Raw genomic sequence first — 18,323 nt, 5'->3', positions numbered from 1 at the left:
GACCACTCCTCATTCATAAGTACGCAGCAGTACTTATGAATGAGCATGGCGATCTACCCTTGGCTTGTCAACACCGGACTACGAAGGGTTGGACGAGAGATCCAGTACCCGTTCAAGGAAGGACATGATCGGCGCATGAAGATTCATGTACGAATTCGACCCGTCAACCACCTGGCGGTAGAACAACTCGTTGCAACCGCCGATCGCCGCGAGAAACACTTCACGCCCCGGGGCTTCTGAAGACTTGGACGAGTAGCCGACGAGCAATGCATCGGCGAGCAGTTCCACGTACTCGTTGCGCTTCGCCACCCCGGCCGGGCCGGCCACAGGTAGGTCCACCACCCAGGCTCGCACGAACTCCGGTTCGGACGAACACGTCTCGAGATACTTCTCGATGACAGCCGAAAGCTGTTCGTGTAGAGATAAATTGGCGGTCGAGCTTTGTGTCGAGGTGATGTTGGAGACGATCACCTCGATGCCGGCGTCGATCGCCGCGATCAAGCACGCTTCTTTGCTCTCGAACTGCTTGTAGAAAGCTTGACGAGACACCCTGGCACGCCCGACGACATCGGCGATCGTGGTCGAGGCGATCCCCTTCTCCGCCGTCGACGAGATCACCGCACGCAGAATGCGATCGCGTTGCGCGTCTTGGACCTCGTCCACAGCCAGTCGGCCGCGGCCACGCGGCAACCCGGGGAGGTCACGATCGAACGATCCAGCCAGCCTGCGCATACCGAAATCGTAGCCCGCCTGGCGCCATCGGTTCTCTCGCTCACCACGTCTGTGGACCAACAGCCATGCGAGTGGACCGATGTCGAGTGGAATTGCCCCCGAGGCGCTCTGAGGCAATCTCCCATCGCGACACGGTTGCGTCCAGTTCGTCGTTTCTCCGTGGTGGGGCTGCTCCCTGTGACGAGTCCAGCCGTGGTGCGGCGGAGGGCATCGAAAAGCCTCCTGCATCGACGAAGGCCGTCCGCTGTATTGCATGGTCGTGGAGTGTTGCCTCGTGGAGTGTGAGCACGGGTGTGACACAAGCGTTCAGGCCGTCGAAGACCTCGACCCAGGCGTCGCGATCGTGTGTGGCGAAGGTTCTGCCGAAGCGTTCGGACAAGTCGTCCCAGGTCGATTGGTCCCAGCGATTCGGCAATGAGGCGGGATCCAATCCGAGTCCGAACACGAAGCGGTCGTAGTACACGTCTTCGAGGGCCCCTACCGCCATGTACCTGTGGTCTGCGCACTCGTACGCGCGGTAGAACGGGGCAGATCCGTCGAGGAGGTTGGTTCCACGACGGGCTGACCAGCGGCCGGCATGCTGCCACGATCGGACGAGCGCAGTCAACGAACTGGCGCCGTCGACCATCGCTGTATCCACCACCTGGCCTCGGCCAGTGCGTTCTCTTTCGTGCAGCGCGGCAAGTACTCCTACGAGCAGGAACATCGATCCGCCGCCGAAGTTCCCGACGTAGTTCAGCGGCGGTGACGGCGGCCCGGAAGCCGGTCCGAGCTGTTCGAGCGCGCCCGAAAGCGCAAGGTAGTTCAGGTCGTGCCCGGCTTCTCGGGCCATCGGTCCCTTCTGGCCCCAGCCACTCATTCGGCCGTAGATCAGCCCCGGATTGTCCTGCAGGCAGATCTCGGAGCCCAGGCCGAGCTTCTCCATCGTGCCGGGCCGAGAGCCCTCCATCAGGACGTCCGCTCGGCCGATCAGCCTGCGCACCTTGGCGAGATCTTCGGTCTTGGTCAGATCTGCAGTGAGTTCGGTCCGCCCTCGGAGCATCCCCGCATTCGCATCGTCGATTCCGTCATCTGCTCCCATCGAGATGGGGCGCACGATGCGCACGACATCGGCGCCAAGATCTGCCAACATCAGACCGGCGTGCAGTAGCGGCCCTATGGCCTCCATTTCAATGACCCGGATACCCGACAGCGGCCCGCCGTGCACTCCGCCGGTGGCTTCGTCCTGCATGATCACCCTCGCGCGGTCGGAGTCGGGACCGACTCGGAGCGTGCCGGCTCGGTACGAAAATCTGCCGGGTCGACTCGGTAGGTCATGGCCCAGTAGTCGTTGATCCGCCATGGAAGGACCGACACGACGCGACCGTCCGGGTTTCGGTACCAGTTCTCCATTGCCGGATGGGTCCAGACCATCTGTGCGTGCTGTCGGTCGACGGCCTCGTTGTATCGATCGTTGACCTCGGCCCGGCACTCCATCGCGCCGAGGTTTTCCGATTGCATCAACTTCAAGGCATCCATGATGTAGCGGACCTGACATTCCAGGATCGTGATGAAGCTCCCCCCATGTCCCAGGCCGGTGTTCGGTCCGGTCATGACGAAGAAATTGGGGAAGTCAGGAACTGTGATTCCCAGGTAGGCGCGCGCGTCGTGCTCGCCCCAGATTTCTCCGGTGGACCGGCCGGATCGACCGACGATGTCCATCGGGTAAAGAACGCGCACACTGTGGAAACCCGTCGCCATGACAATGACGTCCAGCTGGTGCTCGACGCCGTTCGTGTCGACGAGTCCAGAAGGTGTCAGGGCGTCGACTCCGTGGGGCACCAGTGTGACGTCGGGCTTACGAAGCATCGTGAACCAGCCATTGTCCAGCAGCATTCGCTTACCAAAGGGCGGATAGTCCGGAAGAGATGCCTCGATCAGATCTGTTCGATCACCCAGCTGATCGCGGAGATAGCGTTCGTAGAACTTGCGATGACCATGGTTGGTCGCATTGATCGAGGCGCTCGGCTCTGGCCAGTCGGGGTCGACCTGGAGGGACGAGTACACCTTGTCGTTGAAGATCCACGACAGACGCGCCCGGTACCACTCGCGATAGCCGGGGATGTTGTCCATCAGCCAGTGGACGCCGTCGTCGATGGTCGTGAAGTAGTCGTCGTTCGGTGCGATCCACTGTGGTGAGCGCTGGAAGATCGTCAGCGATCCGACACGATCCGCGATGGCCGGGCCGATCTGCATAGCACTGGCTCCGGTACCGACGATGCCCACTCGCTTTCCGCGGAGCGACTCGGGATCGTCGAGCTCGTTCGGCCACTCGGCGGAGTGGAAGAGGCGACCACGGAAGGTCTCGATTCCCGGTAGATGCGGGATCTTCGGACGATTGAGCAGACCGACCGCGCTGATCAGGATGGGAGCCTCGAGGGTCTCCGGCGCCTCACCTGGTCGCTGGACGGACACACGCCAACTCTGTTTCGACTCCTCGAACTCGGCGCGCGTCACCTCATGGCGGAAGCGGACATTGCGCCGGATGTCGTTGGCCTCCGCAAAGTCCTCGAGATATCCCTGAACCTCGTCGCGCTTGCCGAAATGGGTCGACCAGTTACGAGGGAACGACGAGATCGAGTAAAGGTGGCTCGGTGTATCAACTCCGGCGCCCGGATAGCGGTTCTCCCACCATGATCCGCCGACGTCGTCGTTCTTCTCCAGGATCACGTGAGGGATTCCAGCGCGGGTGAGCTCGACGGAGGCCAGCATCCCCGCGATGCCGGCTCCGATCACGATGGCGTGGAGTCGCTCGTCGCACTTGGCGGTGGCAGGCTTGATCTGCGGACCATTGACTATCTCCGCCATCATCGGCGCGAAGTCCGGCGGCACGGTCTCGCTGCAGGTGAAGTTGAGGATTCGCTCGACTTCCGAGCTGTCCAGCGTCCGCCGGGACGGCTCGTCCAGCGTCCACCAGCGTTCCACTGCGTCGATCAACGCGCTCCGGATTTCGGACTGAACTTCCTCCGGAAGTCCTCCCGTGGAGTTGTCATCCATGCCCCGACTGCGCGTGGGTTGATAGCGGGGTGCCACCCACCGCTCATCGGCGGTCAGCTCCAGCAACACGGCGAGCATGGTCGGAACGTTGCCCCGTAACACCGCCGAACGCAGGTGGTCACGGTCCAGGTCAGTGACGATAGTCATGTCATGCAGGCTAACAGCCGTTAGCGACACAACCAAGTGTGATTTCGATATTCCCATTGTTGCTTGGAAACTCTGCTTGACCCGCGTGGATGCCGATGACAGTATGAGCCACATCATACTAACCGCGGTAAGCATTCAGGAAGTTGAGGAACCATGGATCTGTCGACAAGTGTCGAATCGGATGCCACTGATATGCGACGGAGTTCAGGTCCGCTTGTCCGATCCCTCACAGCGACCCAGTCGTCACCGCTAGGGCGAGCGACGTTGGGCGACCAGCTTCGCCGCCACTCGCAGAGTCGACACTCGAAGCCGGCGATCGTGTCGTATGCCCCAGGTGGTCGACGCACCGTGACCACCTACGGTGCGCTCAATCAGGATGCCAACCGGGCATCCCACATGTTCCTCGGACTCGGTGTTTCCCGCGGTGACCGGGTCGCCGTGATGGCCCGCAATCGCGTGGAGTCGGTAGTCGCCTACTACGGTGCTCTCAAAATAGGGGCGGTGTACTCCGGCATCAATGTCCTTTTCGGGCCGAACGAAGTGGCTCAACAGATCGGGCACCTCGAGCCCGCGGTTGTGGTCGTGGCCGCGGAATTCCTGCCGGTACTGGAAGAAGCGCTGGCGGGACTCGGTACCCGCCCCGAAATCGTTGTTCTCGACAGCACGGACGAGTTCGGCGGCCACTGCTTCGATCAACTCCTCGAGTCCTCGTCGCCGACAGAGCCGGATTGCGATGTCGACGAGCACGATCTCGCAATGATCGTGTACACCAGTGGAACCGAGGCGGCTCCGAAGGGCGTCATGCTGCCGCATCGCAACTACCTGGTCTCCACTGCACCTGCGTACACATGGGGACTGCGATGCCTGGACGATGACGTCTGGCTCTACGTCATGCCATTCCACACTATTGCCGGAATCGGCTCCCTGACCTCGCTCCTGCTGTTGGGAGCGACGCTCGTGCTCCCGGCCAGCCTCGCGCCTGCCGACGCTTTGCACATGATCAAAGCGGAGCAGATCACCGTCCTGGCTCAAACCCCGACGTTCTTCATCTCGCTCGCAGATCATCCTGACTTCGGTCCTGAGACTGTCGGGACCATCCAGCGCTGCCTGACCTATGGAGGTCAGGTCTCGCCGCGAACGGTGGACGCATGGCACCACGCGGCGCCCGCATCGGTGTGGGGCACCTACTGGGGTCAGTCCGAGTTGACGCAGTTGGGCTCCGTCGGCTGGTTCAAGCGACTCGAGGACATTCCCGATCAGGATCCGACCTGGATCGGCAAGCCTGTAGGCCATCTCGAGGTCAAGGTGGTCGATGCCGACGGAAATGAAGCAGAGCGAGGTGAACTCCTCTGTCGCACGCCGTCGGTGATGCTGGGTTACTACAAGGATCCCGAGAAGACCGCCGCTGTCCTCGACGGTGGTTGGGTCCACACCGGCGACATCGTACGTCGCGATTCGGAGGGCAACATGTTCTTCCTCGATCGCAGCAAGGACATGATCAAGACGGGCGGCTACAACGTGTCCTCGCAGGAGGTCGAGCGCGTACTACAAGCCCACCCCGAGGTGTCGCGCGCCGCCGTCGTGGGACTTCCGGACGAATACTGGTCCGAGGCGGTCACAGGCTTCGTCATCGTCATAGACGGCAGCGACCTCACCGGCCAGGAGTTGCGAGACCACTGCAAGACCGTGCTCGCAGGCTATAAGGTTCCAAAGGCGATCAAGATTGTGGATGAGCTGCCCACGGACCCTCAGGGGAAGCTGCTCAAGAGAGAACTACGCCGCCTGTATGCAAAGGACTGAAACGCTGAACATCGATCCTGCCAGCAGCGCGACACCCGGATCCGGTCGACCACGGCTTGAAGGGCTTCCAAGCAGACGTGACGACATACTGGCCGCGGCGGCCGAATACTTCGCTGATCAGGGCTACCACTCGGCAGGCATGCGTGGCATCGCAGATTCGGTGGGAATCAAGGGCGCGAGCCTCTACAACCACTTCACCTCGAAAGAGGAGATCCTCTACGCGATCGCGCTCAAGATGACCCGGGACCCGGTCGAGGAGCATCTACTTGTCCTCGACGAGACTGGAACTCCGGTCGAGCGACTCACCTCGCTGATCGATGTTCATCTGCGGTATTTGGCGATGAACAGGGTCGAGCATCTGGTAAGCCTACGAGAGATCTCGGCGCTTACCGACGAACACCGTATGAGGGTGCTCGAGTACCGCAAGTACTACCAGAGGCGTGTGCGCGATGTGATTGCTGCCGGGGTCCGCGCCGGAGAGTTCGAGATCGCCGACCCACAGCGTGCGGCTGTTGCGGTGCTCGACCTCATGAATGGCGTGAGCTGGTGGCTTCGAGACGACCACGATATCGAGGCGCTGGTGGCAACCTACGTGGATTACATCGTCGTCGGAATTCTCCGTCACCGTCCCGGAACGCAGAGTGGTAACGGCGGTACGCCCAGCTGACGGTTACGCCCGTTCAGCCCGAAAACAAGTGATCCCCCTCCACCCGACGTGGAGGGGGATCACTTGTTTTCGAGCTCGATCAGAGTGCCCGCCGCAACAAAGGAACCAAAGCATCCGGATTCGCGATGGGGTTCGGATTGGTCCCGCACCAGATGTCCTTGAACGTGTACGTAGCCAGACTGGGGAGGTCGTTTTCGGTCAGCCCGACTTCTCCCAGCGATCTCGGCATGCCGAGCCGCCGGATGAGCGAGTCCGCCAACTCGTGTGCGGGCGTTTGCGGCGCACCCAAGGACGCACTGATCAGCGCCTGGCGATGCTCGTTGACTTCGCGGTTGTACTCGAGCGCGAAGGGCGCCATGACGCAGGAGGTGTACCCGTGTGGGACGTTGAACGAACCGCCGAGTGCATGCCCGACGGCATGGCTGACGCCCATGTCGAGGCCTGCGACGATCGCGACCATTGACGACCACGCACCGACCTGGCACATCAGACGCGCATCCACGTCGTCGGTGTTCTCCTTCACTCGGACGAGTCCTTCGGAGAGCAGTCGTATGGCATTCATCGCCATCCCGTCGTAGTATCCGTTCGATTCGAGCGAGCCCAGGGTCTCGAAGGCGTGGTCCAGTGCGCGAACCCCGGTCGATAGCCACAGCCACTCCGGAGTGTGCAGCGTGAGTGCAGGATCGAGGATGACAGCCTTCGGGGTCATTGCCGGATGCAAGTAACCCTCTTTGACGTTGCTCTTCTCATCCGTCGACCCGGCCAACGCGTTGAACTCACCTCCCGCCAGGGTCGTGGGCGCCACCACTACCGGGATCTTCGGGGCGGAGAAGGTGGGGGCGGTCACCGATGTGTCGGGATTGACCTGCAGGTGGTAGGCGTCCATTTGCGATGCCTCGCGAACTCCGTGCTCCAGAGTGATTGCAAGGATCTTCGCCAGGTCCGTCGCCGATCCGCCGCCCACGCACAACAGCATGTCCGGATCGGCGTCGGCAGCAACTCGGGTGGCAGCAATGACGTCTTCGCGCGGTACATGAGGTCGAACCGCATCGAACAGTCCCACGAATCGATCACCCAATGCCTCGATCACCCGAGCGATCTCGTCGGTCTGCGAGTTGAGCGTCCCGCTACATACGACGAAGACTCGGTTCGCCCCGAGCAACTCTGCTTCCTGGGCCGCGGCCTCCGCGACCGGAGCGCCAATGCGGACTCTCTCCATGGACGGCAGAGAGACAAGTGATGACTGCACGGCAATACCATCTTTCTTTCTTGATCCTCAATCCACCACGACGTCGTCAAGAGCGCTCAGCTCTCGCTCGGTCTGTTCAGGAGTGGGATAGAGCGTGGATCCGGCGCTGGGAAATGTCTCGCACCCCGTCGCAGGCTAACAATGGTTACCCTATAGAAGATTTGTGGCGCACGCCACAATCGTTTGTCTTTTGGCCAGCGGAACCAGAGGGCGAGGTTAGTCCGTGGGCGTCAATACTGACTTGATCTGCAGTTTTTCAGAAATCCTCATGGCTCTCGGCGGCGCGCCGTTGCATCTCCAGTGGAGGGCGAGAATCGGTTACGGTGGATTCGATCCCCAAAAGGTCGAATTACCTAACCGCCGATTGCCTAATTTCGGGAACAGCTGCGTGATGACGCCTGGGTTGAGTACTGGGGCTGTAGCCATCACTGGCACTCTGGTGACGGACGCCGAATCCAGTGCGCACCCTTCCCGGCACTCAGGTGAATGGTGTCGGCGGCGCGACATGCATCGACTTCGCCGTGGAGAAGCGCCTCGAACTTTCCTTGGTCGGAACAGCGGCACTGAGGTGAACAATTATCGCGAGGCGTGCCGCGGGCCGATCCCGCTGCAAAGAGACTTTGCATATCGGGGACGAAGGTTCTTCTTCCGAGATTCACTCCGCCGAAGCTGACCATTGCAGTCGGTCCGGCAAAGTTAGTCGAGACCCTCGGCTTCTGCTGGGGCTTCGAGACTGGGCATACCCACGGTAAATCCGCTGCTGTCGTACGACGCGAACTGTTTTTCGACTGGATGGACCGTCAGCTCGAGGACATGATTTCGGGGTTCGATTACCTGCGTATCGAAAGGAGGTGCTGCGTTATCTGCGTGAGCAAGGGGCCCCGAAGAGCAGATCACGATGATGTTGCGTCACTTCGGTTCTAAGAGCGCGGTGTCACATCGGCAACCGCCTTTTCTGCTTGCCGCGCCACCCTCGCCGGAGGCCCTGGTCGTGTCACTCGCCCTCGATCAATGGATCTTCCAGTTCGAGAAGCGCGACCTCGTCCGGATGCAAGTTTTCGTTCGGATCCACGGACCGGGTCAACCGATCGTTCGGACCCAATTCGTCTGGCGCCTGGATGATTTGAAGACCTCGAGCCAAGATCTCGACTCGTCCACGGTTCTCGTTGCTCGTGAGATCTGCTGCGAAAGCAGCAGCTACGGCGTCGCGTGCCAGAGCCTCCGCCAGGTCCCAATCATGGATGTAATCCTCGACCGAAAGGTTCGCTTCTCGCCGGCTCAGCGCGGCCGAAGTGCATCCTTGAAAGTAGAGAGCGACCAACTCCTGAGCGCCGTCCCACTCCGCCTCCAGGCCGAGGGCTACCGCGTTCTCCCGCAACGCGGATCGAAGGTCGAGCGCGTCAGCTGCTCTCATCGGGGGTGACGCGCGCACCTTGCTCACGTACTCCTCGAACCCGATCACGGCGACAGTCCCGACGACATCGATTACTGCGGGCCAATTCGGCCCCAGATGGCTGGCGAGGTCGACGTCCGTGATGGTTGTCGACTCGATGTGCCGGACAAGCGAATCGAGCGAACGATCTGCGTCGTCGTAGAGTCCATCTCGTTGCGCCTGACGAAGCCACTCCGCTTCTGCGACTATCGCATCTCCGGGAATCGAACCGGCGTTCTCGAAAGCTTCATCAATGGATAGCTCAGTACCGACAGCGACTTGGGGCCCCCAAGCCGCTCCGTTGACTCGCAAGAGCTGCGCAGCAGTCTGTACCACGTTCGTCAAACGAACCGACGCGTCAGAAGAGCGACGCAACGTAGCTGCATCGGGCCTCGACGGGATGGGTTCACACGCTGGATTGTGCCGTCCACGTTCCGCTTTCGTGATGGTCTCTTCGATATTCGCAGAGGATGGGCGTGCAGCGAAGATCTTCGATACACCGATAGCACCAGCAGTAGCCACAGCGATGATCAATCCCGCTGCAACGAATTTCGCCCTCCGGGTCGGTACCGCATGCATGCTCTTGATTCCCCTTCGGTGTGCCCCGGACGATGCGAGCGAAATATCGGATTCTATCGCGAACGCTATCGGGCGCGTGAGACTTCAGTGTTCGGTCAAGCGCAAGATTGTTGCGGGGATCGGGGCGCCATAGGGAGTAGGTGCCTTGAAAGGGTTGTCAGACGACTTCGACGATCGCACAGTCGGGACGGGCGCGCCGGGCTCTCGTCCTTGCTGTATGCAGTCGAAGCCAAGAAATGTCGGTGGACGTAATGGGGGGAGCTGCTGCGGGCCGACGGTGATGTTTTGGTAGCCCCATGGCCACAACGTCGAGTAGATCGTGTTCGGTGCCGATCGAAATCCTTGCGGTCGTCACTCTGATGACCCCAAGCAATTCGGAGTACACCTCCTTTCCTCGTCCTGACGTCAATGATCGTCCGGACGCACCCGAAACGATCGAGCGGCGATGGCAAGCCGCGAGGCGATCTGGAAGAGCTCCCCGTCACCGCACGACGCATCGAGGACGAGGTATCGGCGGCACGCGGGTCGACGAGCGCAACGGCAGGGGCATTCGCGAAGAACTGGCCGACGGTAGCGCCCAGTGGGTTCGGACGTAGTCAGGCGCTGACTGGGTCCAGGAGGCCGGTAAGCCGTCCGGCAATCAGTGCTTCGGCCTCTGTGACAATTCGTTCCACCAATTCACCCACTGTGGGGATGTCGTGAATCAATCCTTGCACAGTGCCAGCCGTCCAGATGCCAGCCTCCTGGTCGCCGCTGTCGAACACCGCTCGGCCCCGCGCACCGGCCACAAGATGTCGAACGTCTTCGAATTTGCCACCACTGGAGAGGATTTCGACAACTTCTTGGCTGATGCTGTTGCGTGCTACGCGAGCGGTATTGCGCAGTGACCTGAAAATCAGCTCCGTGTCGACCTCCGAGGCAGCGACTATCGCCTGCTTGATGTTGTGGTGAATCGGGGACTCCTCGGTACACATGAACCGAGTGCCCATGTTGATGCCGTCGGCGCCGAGCGCGAGGGCCGCCACTAATCCTCGCCCATCGGCAAATCCACCGGACGCGATCATGGGAATGCTGATCCGCTCTGCTGCTGCAGCGATGAGGACGAGACCCGGTACGTCGTCTTCCCCTGGATGCCCGGCACATTCGAACCCGTCGATGCTGATGCCGTCGACGCCGAGGACTTGGGCTTTGGCCGCGTGGCGGACGCTGGTGCACTTGTGGAGCACCTTGATGCCTGCGCCGTGAAAGTGCGGCAGATGGGGCGCGGGAGACGATCCAGCTGTCTCGACGACTTTCACTCCGCAGTCGATGATCACGTTGCGATACTCATCGTAGGGCGGAGGTGTGATCGTCGGGAGGATTGTGAGGTTGACCCCGAAAGGTTGATCGGTGAGCTCGCGCGTTCGGGATATTTCTCGGGCAAGATCGTCAGGTGTCGGCTGTGTCAGGGCAGTGAGCATGCCGAGCGCGCCGGCGTTTGCAACTGCCGCTACGAGTTCTGCTCTCCCCACCCATTGCATGCCGCCCTGCACGATTGGGTGGCGAACTCCGAACGTCTCGGTAAATGCGGTGGTCAGCACTGGACATCTCCTCGATGGTGCATGGCTATCTGTTTGTCAGTTACGTTGGTGCAAAGTCAATTTCGACCCGAACGGCGCATTCAGCGCGTCGATGTTGTCCACTCGTTCAAGGCCGGAACCTGTGAAAGTTCAGTTCGTGCCATCGGAGGTTCGGCGCGATAGGGCATGGCAGGCGTCAAGTATTGTTCGCCACGTTCGTTGGTGCCGGGGATGAAGGTACGGTTCGCAACCACGTCGTCGGCGCGGATCACCTGGTCGTAGTCACGCACAAGTGCGGCAACCACTCCGGCCGCAGTGAGATGCTCAACCGCTTCCGCGGCGCTACGGTGGCACAGCTGCTTCTCGATCGTGGCGACGAGGTCAACACGGTTTTCCACGCGCAGCGCGTTGGTGGTGAACCTCGGGTCGTCGGCCAACTCGGGTAGGTCGATCGCCTTGCACAGTTCGATCCATGCGCGCGGTTGGTATCCGCTGATCACCAGCTCGCCGTCGGCGGCGCGAAAGACGTCTGCTGCCGGTGCGACGCTTGGTTGTCCGTTCCCTTTGCGACTCATGGGCTTTCCGGATACCTGCCACTCGATCCAGTTGGCGGTCTGCAAGTGGATTGCGACGTCCAGCAGGGAGACTCGGACGGACGATCCTTTGCCGGTGCGCTCACGTCGAAGTAGCGCTGCTAGTGCCGCCTGCGCGACGACATAGCTCGTTGCATGGTCTATGACCGGTGCGCCCACACGTTGTGGTGGGCTATCCGCCTCACCCGTCACCGACATCAGTCCGCTCTCTGCTTGCGCAGCGATGTCGAGCCCCGCGCGGGTGGCGGACGGGCCTTCCGCCCCGTACCCGCTCACCGAGACGGCGATGATTTCCGGTCGCAGGCGTTGGAGTTCGGTAGAGGAGAATCCCAATCGATCGAGGGTTCCCGGGCGAAGATTGTGCAGCAAGATGTCGCTCGATGCGATCAGATCCCGAGCTCGCTGCAGATCGGCGGAGTCTTTGAGGTCGAGGCAGATTGAACGCTTTCCACGGTTGTACCCGTAGAAGATGCCGCGCGCGTAGTCGGCGTCGATTTGTCGGGCCGGTTCACCGCCGGGGGGCTCGAGCTTGATGACCTCCGCACCGAGGTCGGACAACTGCTGCCCGGCGCTGGGTATTGCGATCAGCTGACCGATCTCCACTACTCGGACACCTGCCAACGGCAGGTCTACTTCGTCGGTCATCGAATGATCTCCACATGAGGCGAAGTGACATCCTCAGCGGGCTCCAGGCAGCGCGCCAACAGAATTCCTTCGGTGTGGTTGCAGGGGTTCAGTCGGTTTCTGTCACCTTCTGCTCCCCCGATTCGGATCGTCACCGTTCCATCGTCATTGCGTTCGAAGTGTGCGTCGTTGAGGTTGACGGTGTGGTCGCGGTACTCGAAGGACTCGAACCAGTGGTTGTACAGCATCACTCCGAAGTAGGTGCAGTCCGGGAGAGTGAATGTAATATCCACGGCAGTAGCGTCTTTCAGTGACCACCAGCCGGCAACGTATTGGTTGGAGCTGGTGCCGTAGAAGTCTCCCCACCCTCGCTGCTCCGAGGTCACGCGAATCTCGTTGGGAGACTGACTGAGTGTTTCGATGAGCTGAAGACTGCGTCGAAGGCTCACGTCCATGCCACGAGCAAGTTTCGTGAGGCGCTGGGTCAGCCACGCCGTGTCGAGATCGGGGCGTGCACCAGGCGGCGGACCGAGGCGCTCGATGTGGAGAACAGGATCGATCTCCGCGTTACGCGTCTTGTGATACACACGAACTACTACGTCGAAGCAGCGCTCATCCAGCCGAATGCCGCTGCGCCCCTCCAGCTCTTGTGCGACGAAGATCTCGAAGTTGCCGTCCGCGTCACACACCTTGTCGTCGATGACGATGTTGTCGGCGACCCGGTCGGTCCCAGACGCGCCCACACGATTGGCGAGGACGGCGACGTAGGGCACTGTGCCACGGTTACCGTGAATGCGATATGTCTCGTTGGGGTCGATCATCGCAGTCCAGTAGTCGACGTCGATGCCGTCTCCCCAGAACTTTCGCATCGGTGACATCAGGGTGAAGAGTTCAGGCCGGAGCACGTCTTGGCGCTCGATGTTCATCTCGGCGAGGTATCCGAACAGGCGAAGTGCGTGCCGTACACCTTCGGCGCTGTCCAGCGGCGATCCGGTAGCGGCAGCGGTCGAACCGAATGTCGCAAGGCTGTCGGTGACTGCAGACCAAGCCTCGGTGAGCTGCCGGCGATCGTGCTGGGACTCGGATTGTGTTGACTGGTCAGTGAGTTGTGTCATCGTTTCTTCTCTCTCGTGGTAGACGAACTGGATTGTGTATGGGGGCGTTGGTCAGCAGAGGGGGTCGAAAGGGACGTCTGCGTCGGACTTGCCCGAGGTCTGGTTGTTCACCCATCTGACGTTCTGGGTCCATCGGTCGGCCGAAATCTGCACAGGCCAGAGGCTCTTCTGCGAAGCCCACACCTGGTTGGCTTTGTCAGCAGGAACATTCATTCGCTCGGTGAGAAGTTGAGCTCCTGCTTGCTCGTTCGCGGGATCGGCTATCCACCCTGCTGCGGCCTCGAGCGCCGCACACACGGGGGCAGCAGCATCGGATTCAGCGAATGTGGCTGTCGTGACGAGCACCGTGCCCAGGCCGTATGAACTCACGCCGTCAGAGCCCACCGGGTCTACTTCTGTAATCGCCGTCATCGGAATTCCTTGAGCATCGAATACGGCCTGGCTGGCAGCGGTGAGAACGGCGGCATCTATGTCGCCCTTTCGTGCGAGTGGTATCTGACTCGCGGTGGGTGCCGCTGCGATGAATTGCACCGTGGAGGCGTCGATGTTTCTCTCTGCGAGAAGCTGATTGACGAATTGCTCGGCCGCGCCGCCACGCGACGGTATGGCGATCCGCTTGCCGGGCAAATCCTCGATGGTGGTGATGCCGCTGTCTTTCGTCACGGCGATGGCAAGATCGATCGACCCGTAGGGGGACAGTGGCCGCAGACTCTGCCCTTGCTCTATGGCCGGCACGACGGTTCCGGGTGCACCGACCGCGAGATCGGTTGTACCGCCGATGAGACCGCTGATGAGTTCGGGCCCGTTCTTTCCGTCGATGAGCTCGACGTGGAGGCCTTCCTTGTCGAACATTCCTTGTTGGACAGCGACGTAGACAGGCAGGGACAAAGCACTCGCAGGGTAGACCCCGATGGCGACGCTACCGTCGTTCGGACGCCCTCCCCCTCCACACGCGGAAAGCAGTAGGGCCGCTGCAATGACTGTGCCGACAAAAGGTCGAAGTTTCATGGGATTCCTGTTCCTTGATGGCTGGGCGCATCAGAAATCAAGCTGAGTTGGCTGGGCACATCAGTGGTCGAGCTGACCACGCAGCCGGTTGAAGATTTCGATGTATCGAGGTTCGGCGGTGAGGGTTTCGAGTTCGCGGGGGCGTTCGATGTCAATGCTGACGTCGTCGATCACCCGGCCGGCCCCGAGCAGCAGAACGCGGTCGGAGAGACAGATGGCTTCGCCGAGGTCGTGGGTTACGAAGATGACCGTCCGGCCTACCTGAGATTGCCAAAGCTCGAGGAATTCTCGCTGTACTTCGACTCGGGTTTGCGCATCGAGGGCGGCAAAGGGTTCGTCCATCAACAAGATGTCCGGATCCAGTGCCCACGTTCGGGCCAACGCGACACGCTGGCGCATCCCTTGGGAGAGTTGCCAAGTCCACAGCCGTGACGCCTCGGACATTTGAACGGCCGCAAGCCAGCGCGCTGATTGAGTTCGTCTCTCCGCCTTGGGTACTCCCCTCAATTCGAGACCGTACTCCACGTTCTTCTGCGCTGTTCGCCACGGGAACAGCGCATCTCGGGCCATCATGAAGCCCATCCGAGAACGAGCGTCGAATGGTGTTGTGCCGAGGACCTCAGTCTTCCCTTCTGTTGCGTCCACCAATCCAGCGAGCGCGTTGAGCAGAGTGGTCTTTCCGCAACCGCTCCTGCCGACCAAGCTCACGAACTGTCCGCGAGGGATGGTGAGGTCGAGATTGTCGACCACAGTTTTCGTCGACCCTTCGGGTGAGGGGAAGGATATCGTCAGTCCGTCGAGTTGTACGGCGGGTGTAATCACGTTGGTATCCATGATGATTCCTGTCATCGTCGAGCCGGCGGCTGCCACCGAAGGAGGTAGCGCTCGGCGAAGTTCATGACCTGGTTGAGGACGACTGCGACGATTGCGAGAAGTATGAGGATCGCGTAGACCGCTTCCATCCGGAACTGGGCCGAGTAGATCGACACAAGCTGGCCCAGCCCGTCCCGTGACGAGATCAGTTCCGAACCGACAACGCCAAGTAGCGAATAGATCAGCCCCAACCGAAGACCGGCAAAAATGCCAGGTGTTGCGACGGGGAGGAGGATGTGCCAGAACACCTGTGTCTTACTGGCATTCAGGACAGTGGATAGTCGGAGCCATTCGTCGTCCACTGTCTTCACACCGGCTCGTGCACTCGAGCAGACGATGAAGAAGACGAGTGTGAACGCGAGAGCGACCTTCGCCGTCATCGTGATCCCGAAGATGACGATAAGCAGAGGCGCCAGCGCAAGACGTGGCATGGCATTCGCCGCATCCAGGAACGGACTCATGATGCGTTCGAGGGTCGGAAGCAGTCCGAGAGAGAGTCCGACCGCCACCCCGACTGCGCTGGCGAGGATCCACGCGATCACGACGGCAGTCATCGTGGCACGCAAGTTCGACGAAATCTCGCCCGACTGCACCGCTGCGGTGAAGTAGGCCCAGGCCTCGCCTGGCGTTTTGGCCAGAACTGGCTCGATCCAACCTTGCGATGCGACGAGCTGCCACGCTCCGAGTAGGACCAGAAGCAGCGCGACCTGGGCCAGTCGTACCCCGATGGTGAGTCGCGTACCGGATCGACGCTGTCGAGCGGGCTTCGGCTCAGAGCGTGCCCGCCTCGCAGAACGGGGTGACGTAGCACCGGATGGCGAACTTGCGGTGATGGTTTCGGTCATTTCGGCGCCTCCTCCGTGGTGCTCGCAGGCGGCGATAGGTGCTCGACAAAAGCAGACGGGTGCCTCTGGTCGAAGCTCCCCGGGTTGTTGCTCACTGCGTTCATATGTGAAGCAGATCACGGGATTCTTCTTCCCGTCTACGCCACATTCGAGAGGTATGCCATAGGGTTTCCCTATGCCTGACGGGCGCAAAATCGGGCGCGCGCGAGGACTGCCACGAGAAGGGAACCCCGAATGGACCGGCGTCATCTGGAATACTTTCTCGCCCTTACTGATCGGGGCAGCATTTCCGCTGCGGCTCGCGGACTGGGGGTCAGCCAGCCGACAATCTCGGAGGCTCTCGCCAGAATGGAGAAAGAGTGCGGCCTGACGCTCGTCCGCCGTGGCTCGCGGGGAGTCACCCTGACCGACGCTGGACGCGATCTCACAGGTCCGGCGGCCCAAGTACTTCGGGCATACCGGGATTTGGATCACGCTTTGCATCCATTGAACGTCGTGCAGCGGGGTCGGCTGACGGTCGTGTGTCCGCGAACACTGGCGCGTGATCCAGCGGCCACGGCCCTGGGTGCGTTCAAAAGCAAATTTCCGAACGTTGCGGTGACGATGCTCAGCAATGACACCGACGGAATCGGAACGGTGGTCGCCTCGGGTCAGGCTGATATCGGCCTCGGGGTGGACGAGGTGTTCGACGAGGGCGTTGAACGTATCCTTCTCGGCCGGCAACAAATCGTTGCGCTGGTGCCGGCCGCACGAAGTGAAGGCGAGGGGGCAGCGGCGTTGACGGATCTGTTGCGAATCGGATTGATCACCAGCCCGCGTGACGATGTCACTCGGCGACTGTTGGCGGAACGCCTGGGCGAAGGCACTGTGGACGAGGCGGTGGTTGCGGAGACTATCTCTGTGGCTTCGATGATCCCACTTGTACGCGCGGGAGTCGGCGTCGCTTTCCTTCCCGAATCTGTCGCCGATACAGTCGGAGAAGGTGTGGTGCTGTGTCGTACTCGGCCCCCGCTCACTCGTGATATCTGGATGTTCCACGGTTCGACGCCATCGCCTGCGGCACAAGCGTTTATCGAGACGACCAGCCGATTACGTGACGAAGGTGGAATGGGGAACGCCGGATGAGCAAGTTCGGAGAGTCCGCCACCCCGCGAATCGATCCGCGGCAGCTACAAGACTTCCTTGCCGTCGTCGAACACGGCAGCATCACGGCGGCAGCGGCAAATCAGTTCACGGGTACATCGAGCGTCTCTCAATCAATTGCGCGGCTCGAAAGACGCGTCGGAGGACGGCTTTTCAATCGAGGCCGGACCGGCGCGACGCTGACTGCGCGCGGACGGAATCTCATCGATCCAGCACGCGAAGCGCTGGCCGCGCTCGACCGATTAGTGGTCGAGCGCGAGTTCTTACTGTCAGCAGTCCCCCACCTCAGTGTTGCCACGACAGCGAGCCTTGCGGACGATCCCGCAGCGGTACTGCTCGGAGCGCTGCGCACGGAGGTGCCGAACCTGAGGATCACCATCTCGGATCCGCCTGGGTCGTCCGTGGCCGATGCGATTCACCCGGTCATGGCAGGCACCGCTGACGTGGCAATAATGGAGTCGCTGCCCACCGGTGTTCCCGGGACGCGCACGGTGCGCCTTCCGGACCACAAGTTGCGGCTCGTCTGCCCGCCCGGTACCCCGCCACCGGTGGACGGGGTATTCATCGGCGAGGACCTCATGCGCATCGGCTTGGTTGTCGCACCACGGTTCGAAACTTCCGATGTCTATCGCCATCTGCGGTCGATCGAACCGCGAATCGACCACGCATTCGTGATGAGGTCACAGCACCGCGATGCCTTCGCGGATTTCGCGTACGAAGGGATCGGTGCTGTCATCCTCGAACTCTCCAGTGCCGAGCGAGCATCCGAACGCGGGTGCACTGTGGGCGAGATATTCGAACTGCCCCCACGGAAGATCGCAGCCGTGGCAAGGGACGGCCCGAACACGCAGATCGTCGAACATTTCCTACGGCTGTGTGCCGAGCAATCCGCGCGGAAGCCGTAGGCCGAGGCGAACTGGA

General features: G+C 61.2%; 15 protein-coding genes. 4 read left to right on the top strand and 11 right to left on the bottom strand.

Annotated features, from left to right (window positions below; translation table 11 throughout):
• Positions 1-78: 78 nt before the first annotated feature.
• From P0M12_RS11165 to P0M12_RS11155, 3 genes are read right to left on the bottom strand one after another with little or no spacing between them, the layout of a single operon-like run.
• Complete coding sequence (locus P0M12_RS11165) at positions 79-732, bottom strand: TetR/AcrR family transcriptional regulator (RefSeq protein WP_020971347.1); 654 nt, start codon at positions 730-732, stop codon at positions 79-81.
• A gap of 40 nt (positions 733-772) precedes the next feature.
• Positions 773-1,963 carry a CaiB/BaiF CoA-transferase family protein gene (locus P0M12_RS11160; protein ID WP_158170701.1) on the bottom strand — a complete coding sequence of 397 codons (1,191 nt, stop codon included), beginning with the start codon at positions 1,961-1,963 and terminating at the stop codon, positions 773-775.
• Between the two features lie 2 nt (positions 1,964-1,965).
• A complete protein-coding gene (locus tag P0M12_RS11155) occupies positions 1,966-3,915 on the bottom strand; it encodes an NAD(P)/FAD-dependent oxidoreductase (RefSeq protein ID WP_007735571.1) in 1,950 nt (649 codons plus the stop codon).
• A 192-nt stretch (positions 3,916-4,107) separates the two neighbouring features.
• Here P0M12_RS11155 and P0M12_RS11150 point away from each other — a divergent pair, with 192 nt between their 5' ends.
• Together P0M12_RS11150 and P0M12_RS11145 are read left to right on the top strand one after the other, a co-directional pair.
• Positions 4,108-5,715 carry a class I adenylate-forming enzyme family protein gene (locus P0M12_RS11150; protein ID WP_039973508.1) on the top strand — a complete coding sequence of 536 codons (1,608 nt, stop codon included), beginning with the start codon at positions 4,108-4,110 and terminating at the stop codon, positions 5,713-5,715.
• A complete protein-coding gene (locus P0M12_RS11145) occupies positions 5,702-6,382 on the top strand; it encodes a TetR/AcrR family transcriptional regulator (RefSeq protein WP_007735574.1) in 681 nt (226 codons plus the stop codon). The genes P0M12_RS11150 and P0M12_RS11145 overlap by 14 nt, the downstream gene beginning before the upstream one ends.
• Before the next feature lie 79 nt (positions 6,383-6,461).
• Here the strand turns inward: P0M12_RS11145 and P0M12_RS11140 are convergent, their stop codons facing one another.
• The 8 genes from P0M12_RS11140 to P0M12_RS11105 all read right to left on the bottom strand — a co-directional run bounded on the left by P0M12_RS11140 (position 6,462) and on the right by P0M12_RS11105 (position 16,259).
• Complete coding sequence (locus tag P0M12_RS11140; protein ID WP_042922071.1) at positions 6,462-7,631, bottom strand: iron-containing alcohol dehydrogenase; 1,170 nt, start codon at positions 7,629-7,631, stop codon at positions 6,462-6,464.
• A gap of 994 nt (positions 7,632-8,625) precedes the next feature.
• Positions 8,626-9,642 (bottom strand): hypothetical protein, encoded by a 1,017-nt coding sequence (locus P0M12_RS11135; RefSeq protein ID WP_277377723.1) that lies wholly within the window; start codon positions 9,640-9,642, stop codon positions 8,626-8,628.
• 596 nt (positions 9,643-10,238) lie between these two features.
• On the bottom strand, positions 10,239-11,222 hold the full coding sequence (locus tag P0M12_RS11130; RefSeq protein WP_193594758.1) for a nitronate monooxygenase family protein: 984 nt from the start codon (positions 11,220-11,222) through the stop codon (positions 10,239-10,241).
• Between the two features lie 80 nt (positions 11,223-11,302).
• A complete protein-coding gene (locus P0M12_RS11125) occupies positions 11,303-12,439 on the bottom strand; it encodes a CoA transferase (protein ID WP_277377721.1) in 1,137 nt (378 codons plus the stop codon).
• Entirely contained in the window at positions 12,436-13,533 is a 1,098-nt protein-coding gene (locus P0M12_RS11120) for a hypothetical protein (protein WP_042922968.1), read from the bottom strand. Before P0M12_RS11120 ends, P0M12_RS11125 begins: the two co-directional genes overlap by 4 nt.
• A 51-nt stretch (positions 13,534-13,584) precedes the next feature.
• Positions 13,585-14,541: an ABC transporter substrate-binding protein gene (locus P0M12_RS11115; RefSeq protein WP_003943065.1), complete on the bottom strand. Its 957-nt coding sequence runs from the start codon at positions 14,539-14,541 to the stop codon at positions 13,585-13,587.
• Positions 14,542-14,601: 60 nt separating this feature from the next.
• On the bottom strand, positions 14,602-15,375 hold the full coding sequence (locus tag P0M12_RS11110; RefSeq protein ID WP_252194664.1) for an ABC transporter ATP-binding protein: 774 nt from the start codon (positions 15,373-15,375) through the stop codon (positions 14,602-14,604).
• Positions 15,376-15,386: 11 nt separating this feature from the next.
• The gene (locus P0M12_RS11105) at positions 15,387-16,259 is read right to left on the bottom strand and encodes an ABC transporter permease (RefSeq protein ID WP_042922966.1); all 873 of its coding nucleotides are present in this window, start codon (positions 16,257-16,259) and stop codon (positions 15,387-15,389) included.
• 234 nt (positions 16,260-16,493) lie between these two features.
• Here P0M12_RS11105 and P0M12_RS11100 point away from each other — a divergent pair, with 234 nt between their 5' ends.
• Positions 16,494-17,384, top strand: a complete 891-nt coding sequence (locus P0M12_RS11100) for a LysR family transcriptional regulator (protein ID WP_042922964.1) — start codon at positions 16,494-16,496, stop codon at positions 17,382-17,384.
• Positions 17,381-18,307 carry a LysR family transcriptional regulator gene (locus P0M12_RS11095; protein WP_042922962.1) on the top strand — a complete coding sequence of 309 codons (927 nt, stop codon included), beginning with the start codon at positions 17,381-17,383 and terminating at the stop codon, positions 18,305-18,307. The genes P0M12_RS11100 and P0M12_RS11095 overlap by 4 nt, the downstream gene beginning before the upstream one ends.
• The last annotated feature ends 16 nt before the right edge of the window (positions 18,308-18,323 follow it).

It is taken from the genome of Rhodococcus sp. RCBS9, assembly GCF_029457415.1.
GTDB lineage: Bacteria > Actinomycetota > Actinomycetes > Mycobacteriales > Mycobacteriaceae > Rhodococcus_F > Rhodococcus_F qingshengii.
Note: the sequence above shows the minus strand (reverse complement) of the source record. Positions and strands in the feature narration are given on the sequence as shown.